Source organism: Enhydrobacter sp., assembly GCF_030246845.1.
Taxonomy (GTDB): Bacteria; Pseudomonadota; Alphaproteobacteria; order Reyranellales; family Reyranellaceae; genus Reyranella.
Window position 1 is genome coordinate 795,118 of the sequence record NZ_CP126889.1, and the last position, 20,993, is coordinate 816,110.

Genomic DNA, 20,993 nt, shown 5'->3' on the forward strand with positions numbered 1-20,993 from the left:
TCAGTGAAGGACCGGCGGCTTTACCTCGTCGAGGCCGTCGGCGAGGGTCGCGGAGATCGTCGTGCGGACCATGGTCCGCTCGTGGGCATAGTCCCAGGGACGACCGCGGTGAAGCATCGCCCGGTTGTCCCACATCACGGCATCACCCTGGCGCCATCTGTGGCTATAGACGAACTCGCGGCGGGTCGCCTCGTCGACGAGCTGCGCCAGGAGCTGGCGTGCATCGCGCTCGTCCATGCCGTCGATGGCATAGGCATGGCTCGCGACATAGAGTGCCCGCCGGTCGTTCACCGGATTGCGCCAGTTGAGCCGCCAGCGCACCGGCGGCAGCGCCCGGCGCTCGATCTCGGTCGCGAGGTCGGGATGGATCTGGTCGCGGCTGTTGGCATAGGAGTGAGTCGCGACCGCATCCTTGAGGCGCGCCTGCATGTCGCGCGGCAGTCGCTCCCAGGCGAGCCTCGTCGAGGTGAACTCGGTCTCGCCGCCGTCCTCCGGCAGCACGCGCGCCGTCAGGACCGACGCCAGCGCCGGCGTCTTCTTGAACGACGAATCGGTGTGCCACAGGGCATTGGCCTTGGCGACCAGAACCTGGCGATGATCGGGCGGGACCACCTTGCCGTTCGCCGTATTGGTGAGACGCGAATAGAACGTGTTCTGTCCCAGCGACGAGACCTTGGTCAGCTCGAGCGGCCCGAAGGCGCGGCTGAACGCCGCCTGGACGTCGTCGGCGACGGGCTGGTCGCGAAACACCAGCAACGAATGCTCCTCGAACGCCGACCGCACTGCTCGGTAGGCGTCGGCGTCGGTGGCGACGTCGAGCAGGCCGATCCCCTTCACCTCCACGCCGAAGCCCGGTCCCAGCGGAACCAGTTCCATCCTGTTCTCCTATGGCCAATCCGCCGGGATTTTATCGCAACCGAGATGCCTGCCGCTATAGTACGGCCTCCGTTTCAAGCGTCGCCGAGGCCCGATGTCCGCCCGTTCCAATTCCGCTCCGCGTCTGGCTTTCGTGGCAGCGTCGACGCCGGTTGCCCGCGCCGCGCGCGTGGCGCTCGAGAAGCGCTATGGCGGTGTGACGACCGCGCAGGCGGACATCATCGTGGCCCTGGGGGGCGACGGGCTGATGCTTCATACCCTCCATCGCAACATCCGGCGCCGGACCCCCATCTTCGGCATGAACCTGGGCACGGTGGGCTTCCTGCTGAACCAGTACCGGGCCGGCGGGCTGCTCGCGCGCCTGAAGGCCGCCCGACAGGTGACGCTCGTCCCCTTGCGCATGCTGGCGACCACGACGCGCGGCAAGCGTCACGAGGTGATCGCCATCAACGAGGTCTCGCTGCTGCGCTCGAGCCGGCAGACCGCGCGCATCGCGGTTTCGGTCGATGGCCACATGCGTCTGCCCGACCTGCACTGCGACGGCGCGCTGGTGGCGACGCCGGCCGGATCGACCGCCTACAACCTTTCCGCCCACGGTCCGATCCTGCCCCTCGGCGCCGGCCTGCTGGCGCTGACGCCGATCAACGCCTTTCGGCCGCGGCGCTGGCGCGGTGCCCTGCTGCCGCATCACAGCAAGGTCGAGTTCATCGTGCTCGATCCGCGCAAACGCCCCGTTGCCGCCGCCGCCGACTCGGTCGAGATCGCCGATGTCGTCAAGGTGACGGTGACCGAAGCCAACGACATCCCTCTCACCCTGCTGTTCGACCCCGAGCACGACCTCGAGGAACGCATCCTCAAGGAGCAGTTCGCGCCCTGAGGCTAGGCGCGGAGCGTGATACCGCCATCCACCACCAGCAGGTGGCCGTTCACGTAGGCCGCCTCGTCCGAGGCGAGGAACAGGGCGGCATTCGCGGTGTCCCAGCCCGTGCCCATTTTGCCCGTCGGCGAGGCACGGTCGCGGATGGCGATCATCTTGTCATAGGCCTGATTGTGATCCTTCTCGCCCCTGGCGTATTCCTCGGCCAGGAAGTCGATCATGGGCGTATGCATCAACCCCGGCAGGATCGCATTGCAGCGGATGCCCTTGCCCGCGTACTCCGAGGCGATGGCCATGGTGAGCGAGTTCACGGCGCCCTTGGAGGCATTGTAGGCCACATACGAGATGCCCTTGGGCGTGCGGATCGAGGCGATCGAGCTCACGTTGACGATCGCTCCCTTCCCCTGCTTCTCCATGATCGGTAGCACGTGCTTGGCGGTGAGGAAAAAGCTCGTCACGTTGACATCGAACACCCTGTGCCACTCGTCCTCGGAGAGCTGGACCGGTCCGCCGGTCGAGCCGATGCCGACATTGTTGTCGAGGATATCGACCCGGCCCCACCTGGCCGTGCAGGCGTCCACCATCGCCTTCACCTGGCCATTGTTCGACGCGTCGCATTCGAAGGCCGCCGCGTCGCCGCCCTCCTTCGCGATCAGCCCGACGGTCTCCTCCGCAGCGGCCCGCTTGCGGTCGACACAGAAGACCTTCGCCCCTTCGCGCGCGAAGGTGACCGCGGTGCACTTGCCGTTGCCCCAGCCCGGGCCGCTCGAGCCCGCGCCCACCACGATCGCCACCCTGTCCTTCAATCTGCCGGCCATGTCGTTTCACTCCTTGTCGAGGGACTGTAGCATGGGCCTCGTCCCGAGGAGCACGAGCTGCGATTCCGCGTCATTGCGCCATGGACCGTCTTCAGTGACGTCGATGCGCCGGCCTATCATGTGCACGATCGACCGCCGGTCGACGGCGTCGGCAAAGCGCACGATGCCCTTGGCGCGCAGGATGTGGGCCGGCGCCTCGCTTAGCATCGCCAGCAAGGCCACGCGGTCCACCGGCTCTGGCCAACTGTAAGACCAGCTCCGAAAATTCTCCGGAGCACCTCCGGGCTGCGAAACTCCATGTCGATCGAGCCCGAACAGAAGAGCCACCGGCACGTCGCCGTGCCGCGCTTCCACGACGGGTGCCGTCGATCGACCGGCGAGCCACGATCGCAGAGCGGACGGATCGTCCACCAGATCGACCTTGTTCAGAATCAGGAGGTCGGCGGCCTTGAGCTGGCGCAACACGGTGTCGCCCACACGCCGGTCACCGGCCCGCTGGCGCACATCGCCGCCATCGACGACGACGATCACGCCGTCGCGGCCGAGCCGCGGCTCGAGCACGGCAAGATCGGCGATGCGACCGGGATCGGCGACACCGGACGCTTCGACGACGATATGGTCCGGCCGCTCCGGCCGCTCGAGCAGAGCCAGCAAGGTTGTCACCAGCGAATCGCCGATCGTGCAGCACAGGCAGCCATTGGCGAGCGCGATCATGTCGCCGCCGTGCGCAGCCACCAGCCGGCCGTCGATATCGAGGGCGCCGAAGTCGTTGACGAGCACAGCGAGCCGTCGGTTCGTCGTACCCGCCAGCAGGTGATTGAGCAGCGTCGTCTTGCCGGCTCCCAGGAAGCCACCGATGACCGTGAAGGGAATGGGTATCGTCATCCCCGTGGCGCCTCGAAGACACGGCCGCCCAGCACCGTTCCCCAGATGCCGATGTCCTTCAGTCTCGCCGGCTCGACAGCAAGCGGGTCGTCGTCGAGGATCGCGAAATCGGCGCGCTTGCCGACATCGATGCTGCCCAGCTCCTCGTCGAGCTTCAGCGTATAGGCCGCGCCAAGCGTGATCGCGTGCAAGGCATCGGCGACCGGGATCTTCTCCGCCTCGCCAAGGACGCGGCCCGAGGCGGTGAGGCGATTGACGGCACACCACGCCGTGAACAGCGGCCCGACCGGAGTGACCGGTGCGTCGCAATGGATGGCGAACGGAACGCCCAGACGCAGCGCCGTGCCGCAGGCATTCATGCGCTCGGCCCGTTCGGGCCCTAGGGTCTTGGCGTAGTGAACGTCGCCCCAGTAGAAGATGTGGTTGGCGAACAGGTTGGCGCACATGCCGAGCGCCTTCATGCGGCGGAACTGTCCCGCATCCGCCATCTGCGCATGCTGCAGCGTGTGGCGGTGATCCCACCGCGGTGCTGCAGCCAGCGTGCGCTCCATCGCCTCAATCGCCACCTCGGAGGCCTCGTCGCCATTGGTGTGGATGTGCACCTGGAGTCCCGCGCGGTGGTAGGCGAGCAGCAACCGGTCGATCTCGTCGGGTCCGACGTTCCAGACGCCATTGGGCGTGCCGTCGTAGTAGCCTGGCCAGCGCATCCGGGCCGACAGGCCCTGGATCGAGCCGTCGGTGATGATCTTCACAAGCTGAAAGCGCAGGCGGTCGTTGTTCTTCTTCGCGAGATCCTTCAGCCGCGCGATGCCCTCGTCGGGCGGCATCGAGAAAGCCGCGAACGCGGGCAGCAGGCGCAGCGGAAAGTCCGCCGAGGCGCTTGCCGACAGATAGGCAGCCACCGTGCTGTCCGGCAGGGTGTTGTGCAGATCGGTGGCCGTGGTGACGCCCGCGAGCTGCGCTACCTTGGCAAAGCCCCAGGTCGCCGCATCGTCGGACAGGAGGTCCGCAAGCTCCACCCCTGCCGCCTTGTAGGCCATGAACTTGGCAGTGGTCTCCTGCAGCTCGCCGGTCGGCTCGCCGCGCCCGTCCTTCACGACGCCATGCACGTTGGTGTGGCGCGTGATGCCAGCCTTGGCGAAAACCGGCGTGTTGGCGTTCAGGACATGGAAATTGGAATGGAGCACGACAACCGGCCGCTCCGTCGAGACCTTGTCGAGGTCGGCGAGGTCCATGCGCCGTCCACCGAAATAGATCGGATCGAAGCCCCAGGCCAGCAGCGTTGCTCCATCGCGAGGCATCTTCTTCTCATGCGCCTGCAAGGCCGCGACCACCTCGTCGATGCTCTTGAGACCCCGCGCCCGAACGCCATTGGGGCTCGTGCGATCGAAGTAGCCGACATAGGGAAACTTCCAGACCCCGCCCTCGAAGGCGTGGCTGTGTCCTTCGACGAAGCCGGGAAGGATCACCTTGTCGGCAAAGCGCTCATCGAGATCGAGCTTGCCCCAGCCTTTCAACGACTCGATCGACCCGGCGCCGAGAATGCGCCCGTCGCGCACCGCCACGTGAGAGGCAAAGGGCTGGCTGGAATTCATGGTGAGGATGCGACGGGCGGAATAGACGACCGTGCTCATGGGTGGCGCTTCCTTTCGTGCGGGCACTGGACCTTAACACGTGCCGTATGGAATGCTTGCGCCAACGATGATCGGAGGAAATATGCTCAGGCGCACGTTCTTCTCGGCTCTTGGCCTCGCCGCCGCCGCACCTTCATTTGCCGACGCCTGGCCGAGTCGCCAGATCAAGGTGATCGTGCCTTATCCGCCAGGCGGCCCAACCGACATCTCCTCGCGCATCGTGCTGGAGAAGGCCGGGCAGCTCCTCGGCCAGCCCATGCTCTTCGACAACAAGGGCGGCGCCTCGGGCATGCTGGGCGCGGAAGTCGCCAAGAACCAGCCGCCGGACGGATACAACTTTCTCGCCACGACCGTCGCGATGCTCGCCATTACGCGCCATCTCCAGCCCATTCCCATCGATCCAGACAAGGATTTCGTCACCGTGGCCCGGATGTCGACGTCGTGGATGGCGCTCGCGATCCATCCCTCGGTTCCCGCGAACACGCTTGCCGAGTTCGTCGCTTACGCGAAAGCCAATCCGGGCAAGGTGAATTTCGGCTCGGCAGGGCTCGGCACAATCACCCAGCTCTTCGGCGAGATGCTGAACATCGAGGCCGGCATCAAGATGGTCCACGTTCCCTACAAGGGCAGCGCGCAGGCGACGCAGGATCTCCTCGGCGGCCAGATTCAGGCCCAGTTCGACCAGACCGTGCTGCCGCACATCCTGGCTGGGCGGCTCAAGGGCCTCGCCATCGTGGGCGACAAGCGCTGGCCACAGAAGCCCGATATTCCGACCCTGCGCGAGCAAGGCTATGGCAAGGAAGGCGGCGAGAGCTGGTACGGGCTGCTGGCGCCTGCCGGCACGCCGCAGCCGATCGTCGACCGGATGGCGAAAGCGATCGAGCAAGCGCTGCAGTCGCCCGACGTGATCGAGAAGCTCGACAAAGGCGGCGCCAAACCCACCTATCTCGGGCCCGCCGCCATGCGCGCCGAGGTCGACAAGGAAAGCCGGATGTTCGCCGACATCATCAAGCGCGGGCACGTGACGCTGGACTAATCAGCGGCGAAACCAGGCGCGCGGCCAGAGGCAAGATACGAGGAGGGCGACCAGCAATCCGCCGCCCGCCACGGTGAATGCGAAGCGGTAGCCCGCGAGGAAGCCGTCGACGCCGCTTGCGCCCGCCGCGCCATGCGCCTGGAGCGCACTGAGCACGGAGGCACCGCTCACGACGCCCAGCGTGCGCGTGAGCAGCGTCAGGGCGCCCGCCACACCGCGGTCACGCCGCGCCAGTGTGCCGGTCACGATGTCGGTGTAGGCCACCACCAGGAGACCGTAGGCGCTGCCCTCGACCAGCAGCAGGCCGGCCAGCAGCAACAAGGGCATGGCAGGTGTCGTCCAGCCCACGGCGATCAGGCTGGCCCCCACGATCACGACGCCCACGAAGGCGGTCGGGCGCTGGCCGATCCGTGGCACCAGCCGCGCGGCCAGCGGTGCGCCCGCCGTGCCGCCCACGAAGGCGAGGGCGATCATGAGGCCGGAGGCAACGGCAGAAAGGCCGAGCACATTCACGAGATAGTAGGGCGTCAGCAACAGGATTGCGAAGCTCGCAAGATTGGCGAGGGCGCTGATCAGGTTGGGAATGACAAAGGCCGAATCGGCGAACAGTGCCGGGCGCAGGATCGGCTCGTCGAACCGGTTCTCGTGCCGGATGAGGACAGCGACGCCCACCAGCGCCACGGCCGTCAAGGCCAGAGGCTGCCAACCCGGCACGGCGCGCTGGGAAAGAACGAGCGCGAGCAGGAGAGCGCTCGTGCAGCAGGCGAGCAACACTGCACCCAGCGCATCGAACGGCCGGTCGTCCGGCTTCGGCGCCGGCAGCAGGCCCGACAGGGCGAGCGCCACGAGCGCGATCGGGACACGGAACCAGTAGACGGCAGACCAGCCCCAGAGCTCGATCAGCACACCCCCCAGCAGCGGCCCGACCGTCGAGGCAAGCGCCTGGCCGGCAGTGAAGCCCGCCAATGCCCTGGTACGTTGACCTTCGGGGTAGAGTGACGTCGACAGCGCCGGTCCGCAGGCCAGGGCGAGGGCCGTGCCGATCCCCTGGCCGGCGCGCGCCCACAGGAACAGGGGCCAGTTCGGCGCCGCGGCACAGGCGGCGCAGCCGACCGCCGAGACGATCAGGCCGACGCGAAAGACGAGCCGATGGCCCACGAGATCGCCCAGCTTGCCGCAGACGAGCATCAGCGAGCCGTAGACCAGCACGTAGCAGATCACGAGCCACTGCACGTCGGCCAGGACCAGACCGAAGTGAGCCGTGATCGCCGGCAATGCCACGTTGACGGCGATATCGAGCGGCGCCAGGGCGGCGCCGAGACCGACGATCGCGAGGCCGATCGCCGGTCTGGCAAGCACCGCCGGAACCGCCTGCTCCGCCGCGTTCAGAGGTGCTTGCCCAGGAAGGTCAGCGTCCGATCCCAGGCCTGCTTGGCCGCCCCCGCATCGTAGGCCGCGCCGTCATCCTTCGCGAAGGCATGAGCGGCATCATAGCGATAGACCTCGGGCTTGTTGCCGGCCTTGGCCATCGCCTGCTCGAACTCGTTCACGACCTGCGGCGTGCACCAGTCGTCCTTGTTGGCGAAATGGCCCTGGATGGGTATCTTGATCTTCACCGGATCGGCCAGCTGCGTCGGCGGAACGCCGTAGTAAGGCACGCCGCAGGCGATGCCGGGCACGCGCGCGCAGGCGGCAATGGTCAGCGCGCCGCCGAGGCAAAAGCCCGTCACGCCCACTTTTCGGCTCATGTCCGCCAGGTGCTTCACCGCGCCGGCAATGTCCTGATCGGACGCGCCGACGAAGTCGAGGCCGGTCATCATGTGATTGGCCTCGTCGGGATTCTGCGTGACGCGGCCCTTGTAGAGATCGGGCGCCAGCGCATTGTAGCCAGCCGCGGCAAAGCGATCGGCGACGCGCTTGATCTGATCGTTGAGGCCCCACCATTCCTGGATCACGACAACGCCCGGCTTGCCCTTCCCCGCCTCCGCGAGATAGCCCTTGCAGGTCGAGCCGTCCGGACGTTTGAAATCGATCATGCTGCCCATCTTTTCCTCCTCTCTTTGGGACGACCCTACAGCAGGGCCCGAAGCTCCGTCTTCAGAATCTTGCCGTAGTTGTTCTTCGGCAGGGCATCGATGAAGCGATAGTCCTTCGGCCGCTTGAAGCGCGCGATGTTGTCGAGGCAGAGTCGATCGAGTTCCGCCGACGTAAGCACGGCGCCGGGCCGCGTGACGACAAAGGCCACGACCTCCTCGCCCCATTCCGGATGCGGCCGTCCGACAACAGAGCATTCGGCGACCGCGGGATGGAGGTTCAGCACGTCCTCGATCTCGCGCGGATAGATGTTGCTGCCGCCCGAGATGATCATGTCCTTGGAGCGGTCCTTCAACGTCAGAAAGCCGTCCTCGTCGAGGCTGCCGACATCGCCGGTCCACAGCCAGCCGTCGCGCAGCGACCTTGCCGTCGCCCCCGGATCGTTCCAGTAGCCCGACATCACCGTGTCGCCCTTCGCGATGATTTCGCCCACCTCGCCTGCCGGCAGACGCTGTCCCTGTTCGTCGACGACACGCACCTCGACGCAACTGTCGGCAATGCCGGCCGAGGCAAGCCGTGCCTCCCACCGCGGATGATCGCGCAGCGCATGCATCTCGCGCGAGAGATGCGTGATGGTCATCGGGCTCTCGCCCTGCCCGTAGAGCTGGCAAAGGACACTGCCCAGCGTGTCCAAGGCACGCTTGAGGTCGCTCACGTACATCGGCGCGCCGCCATAGGTGACGAGCCGCAACGCGCCTGGCCTGAGATCGCCGACGTCCGGATGCTCGACCAGCCGCTTCACCATGGTCGGCGCGAGGAAGATGCTGCAGTCGGGCCAGCGGTTCATGAGCGCGACCGTCTCGGGCACGTCGTACTTGCCGCTCTCGGGAAAGACCTGAGCCACGCCGCGCGCCAGCATCGGAAAGTTCCACAGGCCCGAGCCGTGGCTGATCGGCGCCGCATGCACCATCGAGCCGCCGGCCACCGGCCGGTCGAGATCGGCGTAGTAGTTGAGCGTCATCACCAGGAGATTGCGGTGCGTAAGCGTCGCGCCCTTCGGCCGTCCGGTGGTTCCCGAGGTGTAGAACAGCCACGCGGCGTCTTCCGATTCGCGATCGGCCATCGGGCTCGGATCGCCCACCGCCATGAAGCCATAGGGTCGGGTGCTGACGTCGACGATCTCCTTCAGGTCAGGCGCCTCCCTGGCTGCCTCCGCGATGGTCGTGGCGAGATCGGGCGTCACGAAGCAGAGCCTGGCGCCGGAGTTCGCGAGAATGAAGGCGAACTCCCGGGCATGCAGCTTGGCGTTCATCGGAACCGCGCACAGGCCGGCATGCCAGATTGCGTACATGACCTCGATCGACTCGACGCAATTCGAGAGCGCGAAGGCCACGCGATCGCCGGGCTGGAGGCCGAAATGCACGCGCAGATGCGTGCTCATCACCGAAACCTTGCGCCACAGCTCGCGAAAGCCGAGATGTGGAGCCTCGCCACGCGCCAACGCGACGTGATCACAAAACTCCTGCGACGAACCGAGCAGCAGATGGGCGATGTTCATGGCAGGCCGACTATTGCAGGGCGGGCGCCGACCTTGCAATGTGCGCCCCATGCAGGAATTCGATTTCGCGATTGTCGGCGCCGGCATCGCCGGTGTTTCCGTCGCCTATCATCTCGCCCCGCAGAAGCGCGTGGTCATCCTCGAGCGCGAGCATGTCCCTGCTTACCATACGACCGGCCGCTCGGCCGCACTGCATTCGGAGACCTACGGCTCTCCCGAGATCCGCGCCATCACGGTCGTGGCGGGCCGCTTCTACCGCAAGCCGCCGCCGGGCTTCGCCGATCACCGCCTCCTCGCTCCGCGCGGCGCGTTGACAGCCGGCCGCGCCGAGCAGGAGGCCGCGCTCAGAGCGGCGGCGGCCGACTACGCGAAGCTGGTGCCGAGCGTGCGCTGGCTCGAGCCGGCGGAAGCGCAACGCCGCATGCCGCTGTTCAAGCCAGACGCGATTCGAGGCGGTGCCGTCTTCGAGCCGGAAGCGGACGACATGGACGTCGCGTCCATCCACGGCGGCTTCCTGCGCGGCGCGCGTGCGGCCGGCGCCTTGTTGCGGCTCGAAGCCGAGGTCGTGCGCCTCGAACGCAAGGATGGTCGCTGGCTGATCGGCTTGCGCGACGGCGACGCGATCGCAGCCGCCAATGTCATCAATGCCTCGGGTGCATGGGCCGACGTGCTGGCAGGTCTGGCGGGCGCCCGGCCGGTGGGCCTCGTCCCGAAGCGGCGTACCGCCTTCACCTTCGATTCACCGCCGGGACTCGAGATCGAACACCTGCCGATGGCGATCGACTTCGACGAGACCTTCTATTTCAAGCCGGAGGTCGGCCAGTTCCTAGCCTCGCCGGCCGACGAGACGCCCTCGCCACCCTGCGATGCGCAACCCGAGGAGATGGACATCGCCATCGCTGTCGACCGCATCGAAAGCGCGACCAGCCTGGAGATCCGTCGCATCAAGAACAAATGGGCAGGCTTGCGCAGCTTCGTCGCCGACAAGAATCTCGTCGTGGGCTACGATGCCAATGTCGCTGGCTTTTTCTGGCTCGCGGGCCAGGGCGGGTACGGTATCCAGACTGGCGCGGCGGCCGGCCGCCTTGCCGCCAGCCTGGCGCTCGGTCGGGGCTTGCCTTCCGATATCGCCGAGCTTGGCGTGACCGAGGTTGCCCTCTCCCCGGCCCGCTTCACGCCCCGGTGATGGGATGATCACGCCTTGTTTCCAAGCCTTGACTTCTCGTCCCGATCGGCAGGGAGCAAGATGGCGCCCCGCCGAGGAGGTCGACATGACCGACATGACCAAACGCCGTCTCGTCATCGCTTCCGCCGCCGCGCTGTTCGCGGCCGGCGCCCTGCCAACCGCAGCTTCGGCCGAAGACCGTGTGAAGTGCGCCGGCGTCAATTCCTGCAAGGGCACGAGCGCCTGCAAGACCGCGTCCTCGTCCTGCAAAGGACAGAACTCGTGCAAGGGCTTGGGATGGAGTGAGGTCGGCAGCGAAAGTGAATGCACTTCCAAGGGCGGCAAGGTGCTTTGACGTTCCAAAGGCGGCGGGAACTGCAGAACGAGCGAAAGGGATGCGCAGATCAGTCATGTCAAGGTGTGGCATTTCGTCACTTACATGTGATGGTTCGTACAGCTCCGACACGCGCCTGTGATCGAAAGAGAGTTCGCGAGATCAATAGATTTCTCCCTCACGCCGCCGTTGGCGTCGCGTGTCACTTCCGAGGGAGCATCAGATGAAGAAATCGTTCGCCGTGGTGGCAGCATCGCTGTTTGCCGCCGCTACAGTCACGACAGCCACCCATGCGCAGCAGACGAAGGCTTGCTCCGGCATCAACGCCTGCAAAGGTCAGAGCGCCTGCAAGAGCGCGAGGAACGACTGCAAGGGACAGAACTCCTGCAAAGGCAAGGGATGGGTCGACGCCAGCAGCGTTCTCGAGTGCATCGCGCAGGGCGGCACGCCGATGAACTAGCCCGTCCGACAGTTATACTTTCGGATCTGCCTCGTCCCGTCGCACTGGTTAAAGGGCGCCACCTTATTGGCGGATGGCGCCCTGTTGCAGAGGTTGTGCCGCAGCAACCGGCGATCGATCGCGAATGCCTGCCGCCCTTTCTGGGCTACAATTGACTGCATGAGCGCCTCGCCCATCGATTTTGGCCTCGGGCTCCGTCCCGAGCATTATGAGGAGATCGTGGCGAACCCGGGCCGGGTGAGCTGGTTCGAGGTGCTGTCCGAGAACTACATGGTCGCCGGAGGCCAGCCACTGCAATGGCTGGACAGGCTCCGCGCCGACTACCCCATGGCGATGCACGGCGTGTCGCTGTCGATCGGCTCGATCGATCCGCTCGACCGGCGCTATCTCGACGACCTGAAAGCGCTGATGCACCGCATCGAGCCGATGTGGGTTTCCGATCATCTCTGCTTCACCGGCCTGCGTGGCATCAACATGCACGACCTGTTGCCGCTTCCTTATACCGAGGAGGCGCTGGACCATGTCGCCGAGCGCGTGAGGCGCGTGCAGGACCATCTCGGGCGGCGGCTCGTGCTCGAGAACGTTTCGAGCTACATCACCTATGCCGCGTCGGAGCTTACGGAGTGGGATTTCATCGCCGCTCTCGCCGAGCGGGCCGATTGCGAGATCCTGCTCGACGTCAACAACGTCTATGTCAGCGCCTTCAACCACGAGTTCGACGCCTACGCTTTCCTGCGGGCAATGCCGGCCCGGCGGGTGCGCCAATTCCACCTCGCCGGCCATCTACACAAGGGCACGCACATCATCGACACACACGACCATGCGATCATACCGGACGTCTGGGAGCTCTATGCCGAGGCAATTCGCTTGTTTCCCGGCGTGCCTACGATGATCGAGCGCGATGCCAACATTCCTCCCTACGTGGAGTTGCTTGGCGAGCTCGATGTCGCGCGGAAGATCGCCGCCCGCGTCGCGGGCGAGCGCACACCCCAGGCCGCCGCCGGATGAGCGCGAGCGGTCCGGCGGTGGTCGGCGCGGGCTCCCTCGCTGACTTGCAGCGCGCCTTCCAGGACTACGTGCTATCGGGCAGCAGCCGCTTCATCCGGTCGGTGCACGATACGCGAAAGGCCGATCGGACCCTGTTGCTCGATGTCTACCGCGACGGCTATGCGCTGCGCCTGATCGAGGTGCTCGCGAACGACTATCCCGGCGTGATGGCGATGGCCGGACCGGCCGATTTCGACTACATGGCGCGCGCTTACATTGCCGCACATCCCTCCCATCATCCATCGGTTCGCTGGTTCGGCCGGGATCTAGCCGACTTCCTGGCCGGCCATCCGCCCTTCGACCGCTCCCCTGCCGTGGCGGAGATGGCGCGCTTCGAGTGGGCGCTGGGCGACGCTTTCGACTCGCCCGACGCAACGCCGATCGGCGCCGCGGCCCTGATGAGATTGCCGCCGGAAGCGTGGGAGACGCTTGCCTTCTCGACGCTGCCGTCGCTGCGCGTGCTCTCGTTCGCCTTCGACGTGCCCCAGGCCTGGCAGCGGCGCGAGGAGCAGGAATCCGGCCATTTGGAAGCTGTGCTCGCAGAGGCGCCGAGGTCGTGGGTGATCTGGCGGCCGCAGTTCATCTCGAATTTCCGCTCGCTCGAGCCGGACGAGGCGGCGATGCTTGCCGCCCTCGTGCAGGGACACCCGTTCCCCGGGCTGTGCGAGTCCCTTCTCCCCTTCGTCGGCGAGGAACAGGCGGCGGCCCGCGCTGCAGGCCTGCTGCGCGGATGGGTGGAAGAAGGGATGATCGGGTCGTTCCGCCACTAGCAACGCCCCGGTCGTCTCGTCCATCATATCGGCCCGTTGAGGAGCAAAGTGTGGAAGTAAGCGAGCTTGTCGCGGCGCTCGTCGATATCGAGCGCGCGGCTTACGAATTTGTCGAGATGCCCGACTCCGCCGAGGCCGACAAGCGGCTGCTGGAGACACTGCATCGCTGCCAAGCGCGACTGAACGAGCCCTACGGCTTCGATTCGGACACCGACGCCGTCCGCGGCCGCGTCTGGCGGGACTGTATGACCATCATGTCCAACCTCAGGCTCGCGCCCCAGCATGCGGCCGGCCAGCAGTCGGAGCTTGTGCGCACCCAGACCCAGAAACTCGCCAGCCTGACCAAGGGCCTGCTCGATCTCGTGCGGCATCGGATGGAAAGGCGCTGATCTCGGTTGCGACGCGCCGCGTGCCCACGAGGAGCAGTTTATTTGGACTGCGCCGCCCTGACGCATTCGATAGAATTGCACGTGGGAACAGGGAGCTGGATGGACAGGCGCAGCCGTCAAATGAGAACGCGCTGCAGCGCGAAGGAGAAACAAAGCGAAACGCGGACGTGGCGAAATCGGTAGACGCAGCAGACTTCAATTTGGAGTGCCCACAGGGAAACCCGTGGAGCAGAACCGCTCAAAGTCGGGGAAAGCTAAAGGCTTGGCCTAGGCCAATCCCGAGCCAAGCCCCTCCGGGGAAGGTGTAGAGACTAGACGGGCGGCGCCTACAGCGGAAAGGCTATGGCGAAGGGATAGTCCAGACCACGAACGTCGGTGAGGCGGCGGCGAAAGCCGAGGTGGTACGAAAATTTGCTTTCCGAAAGGGAATGCGGGTTCGAGTCCCGCCGTCCGCACCATCTTTCAGGCTCCCGCGACGGAAAGATCGACCGACAATGCCTGGGGCAAGCCGTCCAGGCGGTAGATGCGCATGGCGGTGCCGCTGAACAGCGCGTTCTTCTCCCCGGCGCCTGCACCGGCGGCCAGACGCTTGAACGCATTCCACAGCACGGGGTAGCTGCACATGCCCTTGTCGACCGGGAAGTTGCTCTCGAACATGCAGCGGTTCGCGCCGAACGCCTCGATGCACGACTCGATATAGGGTTGCCACGTCTTCGCCAGCTCCTGCGACCCGGGCGGCTTCGGGCGGCGATGGAAGTCGAATCCGCTGACGTGCATCGTGAGCCCGCCCAGCTTCACCACCACGTTGGGCAGCGCCGCCAGCTCGAGCATCCGGCTCTTCCACTCGGGAAAAACCTCGGCCTGCCGGCCGGCGAAGGGACCGATACCGAGCGGCCCGCCGACGTGGTCGACCACGATCGTGAGTTCGGGCGCCGCTCGAGCCAGCGCGATCACGTGCGCAAGCTGCGTATGGTAGCACCAGATATCCAGTGGCAGGCCGTGCCGCGCGAGACGGCGCGCGCCCTCGGGGAAGGCGGGATGTTCCAGCGGCCCGGGCGGCGGTGACACGAGATTGGAGGTCACCTCGGGCGAGGGATGCCATGCGGTGCGATTGCGAATGCCGCAGAAGCGGGCGCCAGCGATGGCGCGATGCGCCTCGAGCAGGGCGTCGACCTTGTCGCCGAGTGTCAAGTCGACCATGCCGATGATCCCGGCACAGGCGCGCGTCGCACCATGACGGCCGCTGGCGCTGACGGCGGCGATGCCGGTGACGAACTCCGTCTCGCCCAGCGGTTGCTCCTCCACGGGACCGCCGGCGCGATACATCTCTCCGCATTGCACGAAAACGGTAGCGCGGATGTCGTGGCCGCTGCCGGCATCCGCCAGCAGTTCCGGCAAAAGGTACGAGCCCTGCGCTCGCTGCCAGAGATGATGATGCGGATCGACGATCGGAAGGTTCGGCTCGAGGATCGGCTCCTCGGTGAGCTTCAACCACTCCTCGCGCACGATGATCTGGCGGCCTGGCCCCAGCAGCGGATCGACGTTCGTCATCGCGCATCCGTACTCGATAGAATTGTCACGATGCCTTCGAAATTGGCATCGACCGGACGCTAGCATACGTGCCAGGAATTGCGACCGTGAAGCCGTACCGTATCGACTCCGGGCTCCATCGACGCCAGGCCCTCGCCGCTGCCGTCGCCGGTGGATTGGCGCTGTCAGCCCTGCCGCAAACATCGAAAGCCGCGGCCGGCCTGCGCATCCTTGTCTCGCCGGAGCAGCTCCGGCCTGCACACGACTACGTCATCGTTGGCGCGGGCTCGGCTGGCTGTGTGCTGGCGCATCGACTTGGTGCAGCCCAGCGTCGGGTGCTTGTCATCGAGGCCGGTGGCCAAACGAAGCTGGCGGCCGTCGAGGATCCGCCGGAATGGCCGACGCTGCAGGGTAGCGAACTGGACTGGCGATACGTCACGACGCCCCAGCGGGGACTGGACGGCCGCGTCATACCGTACCCCCGCGGAAAGGTCCTCGGAGGGTCGAGCACCATCAATGCCCTTGCCTATCAGCGAGGTCATCCGGCAGCCTACGATCGATGGCCGGAGGGATGGCGTCACGCCGACCTTTTGCCTAAGAGCCTATCCGGAAAGAACTTGAGTCGGAAGAATCTGTTGTGATTCATTGTTCGGCACTCTGTGGTTTGAGACAGGTGCCAGATGTGGACGACAGAGCATCGTCGGGCTCATGAGCGCAAGGCGCTGCGCTACCCCAGCGATTTGACGGATGCGGAATGGGCACTGGTGGCGCCGCTGATTCCCCCCGCCCGCCGTGGCGGGCGGCCGCGCGACGTCAATATGCGGGAAGTGCTGAACGCCGTGTTCTATCTGCTGTCGACCGGTTGCCAGTGGGACGCCTTGCCCAAAGACCTGCCGCCCAAGAGCACGGTGTACGACTATTTTGCGCTCTGGCGCTCGGATCGGACTCTGCTGCGCCTGCATCAGGCCCTGTATGTCCAGGTGCGCGAGGCGGCGGGACGCAAGCCCGAGCCGACAGTAGCAATCCTCGACAGTCAGAGCGCCAAAGCGGCGCAAAAAGGGGGGCCTCGATCGATCCGCAAGGCTACGACGCGGGCAAGAAGGTGACCGGTCGCAAGCGACATATCGTCGTCGATACGCTCGGCCTGTTGCTGAACGTCGTCGTCCATCGCGCCAATGTGCAGGATCGCGACGGCGTCCGCCGGCTGCTGCGCAACGCAAGACGCCGCTTTCCCTCGATCCTCAAACTCTTCGCTGATGCCGGTTATCAAGGGCCACGCGTCGCCCAAGTCGTTGCCGATATCGGCTCCTGGCAGATCGAAATCGTCAAGCGCACCGAGGCGCACAACTTCAGCGTTCTGCCCAAGCGATGGATCGTCGAGCGAACCTTCGCCTGGATCTCTCGCAACCGCAGGCTCGCTCGTGACTTCGAACGCTACGCCTGCACCGTCGTCGCCTTCATTCGCCTTGCCATGATCCGACTCATGCTCAGGCGCTTGACCAGGCCAATACATTGTTCCTGAATCACAACTTCTCGGATCGGCTCTTACTTCAAGCGCGCCGAGACCTTTTCGGGCGGTGCAAGTGCGTGGCGTGGCGGCAGCGGCCCCCTGCATGTCCTCTCGCTGGCGGATGTGGCCGATCGCACTCCGCTCGCCTCTGCCTTCATGGCGGCGTCGCAAGAACGCGGGTTCCCGATGACGGCCGATATCGGAGGGGAAGTCACGACGGGCGTCGGCTGGAACCAGCTCAGCATCAAGAAGCACACTCGGGACGATGCCGCGAGCGCCTATCTCGGGCGCCCGGACGGTGGACAGGTGGATGTGCTGCTCGGCGCCGAGGTCCATGGTCTCGCGATCGAGCGTGGACGGTGCCTGGGCGTGCGACTCTCAGGGCGTGTCGTGCGACCCGACATCGAAGTGCTGCTCTGTGCAGGCGCCATCGATTCGCCGCGGCTCCTCATGTTGTCGGGCGTAGGACCCGCCGATGATCTTCGATCCCGCGGCATTCCCGTGTTGGCCGAACTGCCCGACGTCGGCTGTCATCTCCAAGATCACCTGCTCCTGGCGGGCGCGGCCTACAAGGCCCGTCGCGAGGTGCCGCGCTCTCACTACAATCATGCCGACGCGCTCCTCTACGTGCCGCACAGCAATCCCGAGGCGAGCCCGGACCACCTCGTCATGTGCCTGTCGCTGCCGTTCGTGCAGCCGACCGTCGGTCCGCTGGCGCCGCCGGCCTACGTGCTCGTTCCGTGCCTGATGCAGCCGCGCAGCCGGGGCAGCGTCAGGCTCGCCTCCAGCGACCCGCGCGCGCCTCCCCTCATCGATCCGAACTACCTGTCCGAACCTGCCGATCTCCGGATCCTTGTCGAAGGTATGACGCTCGCGCGCGATATCGGTGCCGCCACGGCTTTCGCCGAATGGCGCGCCAAGGAAGTTTATCCCGGGTCGGATTGGGCAAGCGCGAGCGGACGGCACGGATTCATCCGTCGGGCAGCCAACTCCTTCCATCACCCCGTTGGCACCTGCCGTATCGGCGCCGTCGTCGATCAAACCCTGCGCGTCAGAGGCGTGGCGGGCCTGCGGATTGTGGATGCCTCGGTGCTGCCCGGCATTCCGGCTGCGATGACCAACGCCGCGGTGACCGCCGCCGCCGAAAAGGCAAGTGATCTCGTGCTTGCCAGATAGAACCCAACGGTCTTGCGCTTCCCGACTGCGATCTTGCCGTCAGCCAAAGGCGGCGAAGGCTTCCTCGATGGCCTTCATCTGGTTGCCGGCCGCCGAGGAGGGCACCAGGATCGGCGTGTGCACGCCGGCGGCGCGCCAGGCCGCCACGCCCTCGCGGACCTTTGCCGGCGGTCCGAACAGCGTGTTGTCGGCCAGCCATCTGTCGGTGAGATACTTCGGCACCTCCTCCCGGCGCCCCTCGGCGATGGCCTTCTCGACCGCGTCCATCTCCTCGACGTAGCCGGCCTCCTTCCAGTAGTTCCGGTAGTTCGGCAGGAAGGCGTAGTTGGTCAGCGTGCGCCGGTTCACCGCCTTGGCGGCCTGTTCGTCGTCGCTGATGCAGGTCGGGATCATGTTGCCGATGAAGAACGCCGCGTCGCTCCGCTTCGCGGCGGGCAGAACCGCCAGCGACTCGCCCATGTGGGAACGGGACGCGTTCGCGAACACCACCCCTTCGGCCAGCTCGCCCGACAGCGCCACCATCCGCTTGCGCAGCGCCGCGACTATGATCGGCGGCAGCGGACCGAACGCGTCCTGGGCGCGGAATTTCTCGATGAACGACCGTGTGTCCGCCAGCGGCTTGCCCGGCGTCACGCCCATCCGCACGTGCGACGGCCCATGCGCGATGCCGATGCCCAGCCGGAACCGACCGCCGGACACCTCGTGCATCATCGCCGCGCTCTGCGCGAAATCGACGACGGTGCGCTGGTAGATCGGCGCAATCGCCGTGCCGAAGGGGATCGAATCGGTGTTCCAGGACAGCGCCTCGCACATCGACATGTTGCCGAACGGACTCGGCGTATAGATTCCGGCGAATCCGCGTCGTTCGGTCTCCCGGCACAATTCGACGGTCCACCGCCGGCGCCCCGGCACGGCGATCAGGCACAGGGCGGGCAGCGGTTCGTCCATCTGGGCATCTCCTCGGGCCAAGTTTGACATCCGGAACGGATATCCTATGGTCGGCCGATCATGTTGAGGTTTGCCGTATTCTGTCGAGCGCTTTGCCGCTCGGGAAATCTGATCGCGGGCCTTTAGCCCCGGGTTCAAGGCGCGCCGTCCTATCGCGGGCCCGGGGAACATCGGCACCAGGACAGTCGGACAACCGATCCTGGCATGACGGGCATGGCGAGGCGTGACCCGCACGGCGCCTTTCGAGACAACAAGTGGATTGCACCCCGGCGCATCGCCGCGCGTGCGCAGTTGCCGATTGACCAAGGAGGTTGTGAGTGATGTCCAAGGCCGACGACAAGCCCATGCAACCGCCGGGCAGCCAGGAAGCGGACGAGCGCAGCAACATTGTCCCCCTCGTGCCGAAGCCCAGGAAGAAGGCGGCGGATCGCGCCGCCGATCGGCCGGCAGGCGACGGCGAGGGTGACGATCCTGGACCGAGCGCGGCCTGAGGCCGACGGCGAAACTTCGTATCCGGAGAAGAGTTTGAATGGAGAAGATCTTGAGCGTCGACGCGCGGGCGGACGCAAGGCCCGATCACTTCGTCCAGCGTGACGGCTTGCGATTTGCCGGGACGCATCTCATCGTCGATCTCTGGCACGCGACCAACCTCGACGACGTCGATGTCGTCGACAACGCCCTGCGCAAGGCGGCGACGGCAGCCGGTGCCACGCTCCTCAACATCGACCTGCACCGCTTCACGCCCAATGGCGGCATCACGGGTGTCGCCGTGCTCGCGGAAAGCCATATCTCCATTCATACCTGGCCGGAATGCGCCTACGCCGCAGTCGACGTCTTCATGTGCGGAGAGGCGAGACCCCACAAGGCGGTCGAGGTGCTGCGACGCGTCTTCTCGCCCGAAACACTTACCATATCCGAGCACAGACGGGGTGTGATGCCGTGAACTCGTTCCTGGAGACACTCGCCGAACATCATGCGCAGGTCCTGACGGTCGACGCGGTCCTGCATAGTGGCCGAACTGCCTATCAGGACGTTCTGATCTTTGAGAACCGGCTGTTCGGAAAGGTGCTCGTGCTGGACGGCGTCATCCAGCTCACCGAGCGCGACAACCACATCTATCACGAGATGATCGCGCACGTGCCGATGATGGCGCACGGCTCGGCAAGGCGCGTGCTCATCATCGGCGGCGGCGATGGCGGCACGCTCAGGGAGGTGCTCCGGCATCCCGTCGCCGAGGTCGTCCTGGTCGAGATCGACGAGGGCGTCATCGCGCTTTCGCAGCGCTTTCTGCCGGAGGTTTCCGGCGGCGCCTTTTCCGACCGGCGGGCCACCGTGATCGTGGGCGACGGCAGTCTGTATGTCGCCGACGCCATGTCGCCCTTCGATATCATCATCGTCGATTCGACCGATCCTGCAGGGCCCGGCGAACGGCTTTTCTCGGAAGCCTTCTACCGTGGCTGTCTCGAGCTCCTCCGGCCCGGAGGCATCCTGGCGCTGCAGAGTGGCACGCCCTTCTATCGGCCGGACCAGCTCGACGACATTCGCGGCCGCCTCGCCGCTTCGTTCGCCGCGATCAGGCCGTTCATGGCGCCCGTTCCGACCTATGCCGGCGGCATGCTGGCTCTAGTGGTGGCGAGCGCCTCGCACCGGGCGCTGCAGCCATCGACGAGGACGCTGCGAGCCCGCTTCCGGCGCCTCCAGGGCCAAACGCGATACTATGTGCCGGATGTGCACCAGGCTGCTTTCGCCATGGCGCCGGCATTCGTGCGCGGCGCTCGCCCCTTCCCTTCAAATCAGCCACCGACACGGGTCGCGACGAGCAGACCGAACAACGATAGCGCACCGGCGGCCGTCGCCGCCCAGGCCCAGCGCGGCGAGCGGGTGAAGGCGAAGACCGAGGCATAGAGCGCGACGATGCCGAGGATGACCAGCAGGCTGCCCAGTCC

22 protein-coding genes and 1 pseudogene are annotated in these 20,993 nt (G+C 66.0%); 14 read left to right on the forward strand and 9 right to left on the reverse strand.

What is annotated here, in order from left to right:
* Window positions 1-876, reverse strand: coding sequence for a TauD/TfdA family dioxygenase (locus OJF58_RS04185; protein ID WP_300781845.1), 876 nt, complete (start codon window positions 874-876; stop codon window positions 1-3).
* A 94-nt stretch (window positions 877-970) separates the two neighbouring features.
* On the opposite strand from OJF58_RS04185, the gene OJF58_RS04190 reads away from it, so the two are divergent.
* Window positions 971-1,753, forward strand: coding sequence for an NAD kinase (locus OJF58_RS04190; RefSeq protein ID WP_300781846.1), 783 nt, complete (start codon window positions 971-973; stop codon window positions 1,751-1,753).
* A gap of 2 nt (window positions 1,754-1,755) precedes the next feature.
* On the opposite strand, the gene OJF58_RS04195 is transcribed toward OJF58_RS04190, so the two are convergent.
* From OJF58_RS04195 to OJF58_RS04205, 3 genes are read right to left on the reverse strand one after another with little or no spacing between them, the layout of a single operon-like run.
* Window positions 1,756-2,571 (reverse strand): SDR family oxidoreductase, encoded by an 816-nt coding sequence (locus OJF58_RS04195; protein WP_300781848.1) that lies wholly within the window; start codon window positions 2,569-2,571, stop codon window positions 1,756-1,758.
* A gap of 6 nt (window positions 2,572-2,577) precedes the next feature.
* Entirely contained in the window at window positions 2,578-3,456 is an 879-nt protein-coding gene (locus OJF58_RS04200) for a GTP-binding protein (RefSeq protein WP_300781849.1), read from the reverse strand.
* The gene (locus OJF58_RS04205; protein ID WP_300781850.1) at window positions 3,453-5,090 is read right to left on the reverse strand and encodes an amidohydrolase; all 1,638 of its coding nucleotides are present in this window, start codon (window positions 5,088-5,090) and stop codon (window positions 3,453-3,455) included. The genes OJF58_RS04200 and OJF58_RS04205 overlap by 4 nt, the downstream gene beginning before the upstream one ends.
* A gap of 82 nt (window positions 5,091-5,172) precedes the next feature.
* Here OJF58_RS04205 and OJF58_RS04210 point away from each other — a divergent pair, with 82 nt between their 5' ends.
* Window positions 5,173-6,126 carry a tripartite tricarboxylate transporter substrate binding protein gene (locus tag OJF58_RS04210; RefSeq protein WP_300781851.1) on the forward strand — a complete coding sequence of 318 codons (954 nt, stop codon included), beginning with the start codon at window positions 5,173-5,175 and terminating at the stop codon, window positions 6,124-6,126.
* On the opposite strand, the gene OJF58_RS04215 is transcribed toward OJF58_RS04210, so the two are convergent.
* From OJF58_RS04215 to OJF58_RS04225, 3 genes are read right to left on the reverse strand one after another with little or no spacing between them, the layout of a single operon-like run.
* On the reverse strand, window positions 6,127-7,485 hold the full coding sequence (locus tag OJF58_RS04215; protein ID WP_300781852.1) for an MFS transporter: 1,359 nt from the start codon (window positions 7,483-7,485) through the stop codon (window positions 6,127-6,129).
* 26 nt (window positions 7,486-7,511) lie between these two features.
* The gene (locus OJF58_RS04220) at window positions 7,512-8,171 is read right to left on the reverse strand and encodes a dienelactone hydrolase family protein (protein ID WP_300781853.1); all 660 of its coding nucleotides are present in this window, start codon (window positions 8,169-8,171) and stop codon (window positions 7,512-7,514) included.
* A 26-nt stretch (window positions 8,172-8,197) separates the two neighbouring features.
* Window positions 8,198-9,718: an AMP-binding protein gene (locus OJF58_RS04225; RefSeq protein ID WP_300781854.1), complete on the reverse strand. Its 1,521-nt coding sequence runs from the start codon at window positions 9,716-9,718 to the stop codon at window positions 8,198-8,200.
* A 49-nt stretch (window positions 9,719-9,767) separates the two neighbouring features.
* On the opposite strand from OJF58_RS04225, the gene OJF58_RS04230 reads away from it, so the two are divergent.
* From OJF58_RS04230 to OJF58_RS04255, 6 genes are all read left to right on the forward strand, one after another.
* Window positions 9,768-10,904 (forward strand): FAD-binding oxidoreductase, encoded by a 1,137-nt coding sequence (locus tag OJF58_RS04230; protein WP_300781855.1) that lies wholly within the window; start codon window positions 9,768-9,770, stop codon window positions 10,902-10,904.
* Window positions 10,905-10,989: 85 nt separating this feature from the next.
* Complete coding sequence (locus OJF58_RS04235; protein WP_300781856.1) at window positions 10,990-11,238, forward strand: hypothetical protein; 249 nt, start codon at window positions 10,990-10,992, stop codon at window positions 11,236-11,238.
* Between the two features lie 202 nt (window positions 11,239-11,440).
* Complete coding sequence (locus OJF58_RS04240; protein WP_300781857.1) at window positions 11,441-11,677, forward strand: hypothetical protein; 237 nt, start codon at window positions 11,441-11,443, stop codon at window positions 11,675-11,677.
* Between the two features lie 159 nt (window positions 11,678-11,836).
* Window positions 11,837-12,685, forward strand: coding sequence for a DUF692 domain-containing protein (locus OJF58_RS04245; RefSeq protein ID WP_300781858.1), 849 nt, complete (start codon window positions 11,837-11,839; stop codon window positions 12,683-12,685).
* The gene (locus tag OJF58_RS04250; protein WP_300781860.1) at window positions 12,682-13,494 is read left to right on the forward strand and encodes a DNA-binding domain-containing protein; all 813 of its coding nucleotides are present in this window, start codon (window positions 12,682-12,684) and stop codon (window positions 13,492-13,494) included. The genes OJF58_RS04245 and OJF58_RS04250 overlap by 4 nt, the downstream gene beginning before the upstream one ends.
* Window positions 13,495-13,544: 50 nt before the next feature.
* A complete protein-coding gene (locus tag OJF58_RS04255) occupies window positions 13,545-13,883 on the forward strand; it encodes a hypothetical protein (protein WP_300781861.1) in 339 nt (112 codons plus the stop codon).
* 462 nt (window positions 13,884-14,345) lie between these two features.
* Here OJF58_RS04255 and OJF58_RS04260 read toward each other — a convergent pair whose 3' ends face one another.
* Complete coding sequence (locus OJF58_RS04260) at window positions 14,346-15,434, reverse strand: amidohydrolase family protein (RefSeq protein WP_300781863.1); 1,089 nt, start codon at window positions 15,432-15,434, stop codon at window positions 14,346-14,348.
* A gap of 86 nt (window positions 15,435-15,520) precedes the next feature.
* On the opposite strand from OJF58_RS04260, the gene OJF58_RS04265 reads away from it, so the two are divergent.
* From OJF58_RS04265 to OJF58_RS04275, 3 genes and pseudogenes are all read left to right on the forward strand, one after another.
* Window positions 15,521-16,054, forward strand: a complete 534-nt coding sequence (locus OJF58_RS04265) for a GMC family oxidoreductase N-terminal domain-containing protein (RefSeq protein WP_300781865.1) — start codon at window positions 15,521-15,523, stop codon at window positions 16,052-16,054.
* Between the two features lie 39 nt (window positions 16,055-16,093).
* Window positions 16,094-16,935, forward strand: a pseudogene (locus tag OJF58_RS04270) (IS5 family transposase).
* Between the two features lie 15 nt (window positions 16,936-16,950).
* On the forward strand, window positions 16,951-18,099 hold the full coding sequence (locus OJF58_RS04275) for a GMC oxidoreductase (RefSeq protein ID WP_300785157.1): 1,149 nt from the start codon (window positions 16,951-16,953) through the stop codon (window positions 18,097-18,099).
* Between the two features lie 39 nt (window positions 18,100-18,138).
* Here OJF58_RS04275 and OJF58_RS04280 read toward each other — a convergent pair whose 3' ends face one another.
* Window positions 18,139-19,218 (reverse strand): LLM class flavin-dependent oxidoreductase, encoded by a 1,080-nt coding sequence (locus OJF58_RS04280; RefSeq protein WP_300785159.1) that lies wholly within the window; start codon window positions 19,216-19,218, stop codon window positions 18,139-18,141.
* A gap of 149 nt (window positions 19,219-19,367) precedes the next feature.
* Here OJF58_RS04280 and OJF58_RS04285 point away from each other — a divergent pair, with 149 nt between their 5' ends.
* Genes OJF58_RS04285 through speE form a run of 3 tightly spaced genes read left to right on the forward strand, consistent with a single transcriptional unit; the run spans window position 19,368 to window position 20,952 of the window.
* A complete protein-coding gene (locus tag OJF58_RS04285; RefSeq protein ID WP_300781867.1) occupies window positions 19,368-19,538 on the forward strand; it encodes a hypothetical protein in 171 nt (56 codons plus the stop codon).
* Window positions 19,539-19,576: 38 nt separating this feature from the next.
* Entirely contained in the window at window positions 19,577-19,990 is a 414-nt protein-coding gene (speD, locus tag OJF58_RS04290; RefSeq protein ID WP_300781869.1) for an adenosylmethionine decarboxylase, read from the forward strand.
* Window positions 19,987-20,952: a polyamine aminopropyltransferase gene (speE, locus tag OJF58_RS04295; RefSeq protein ID WP_300781871.1), complete on the forward strand. Its 966-nt coding sequence runs from the start codon at window positions 19,987-19,989 to the stop codon at window positions 20,950-20,952. Before speD ends, speE begins: the two co-directional genes overlap by 4 nt.
* Window positions 20,953-20,993: the final 41 nt, after the last annotated feature.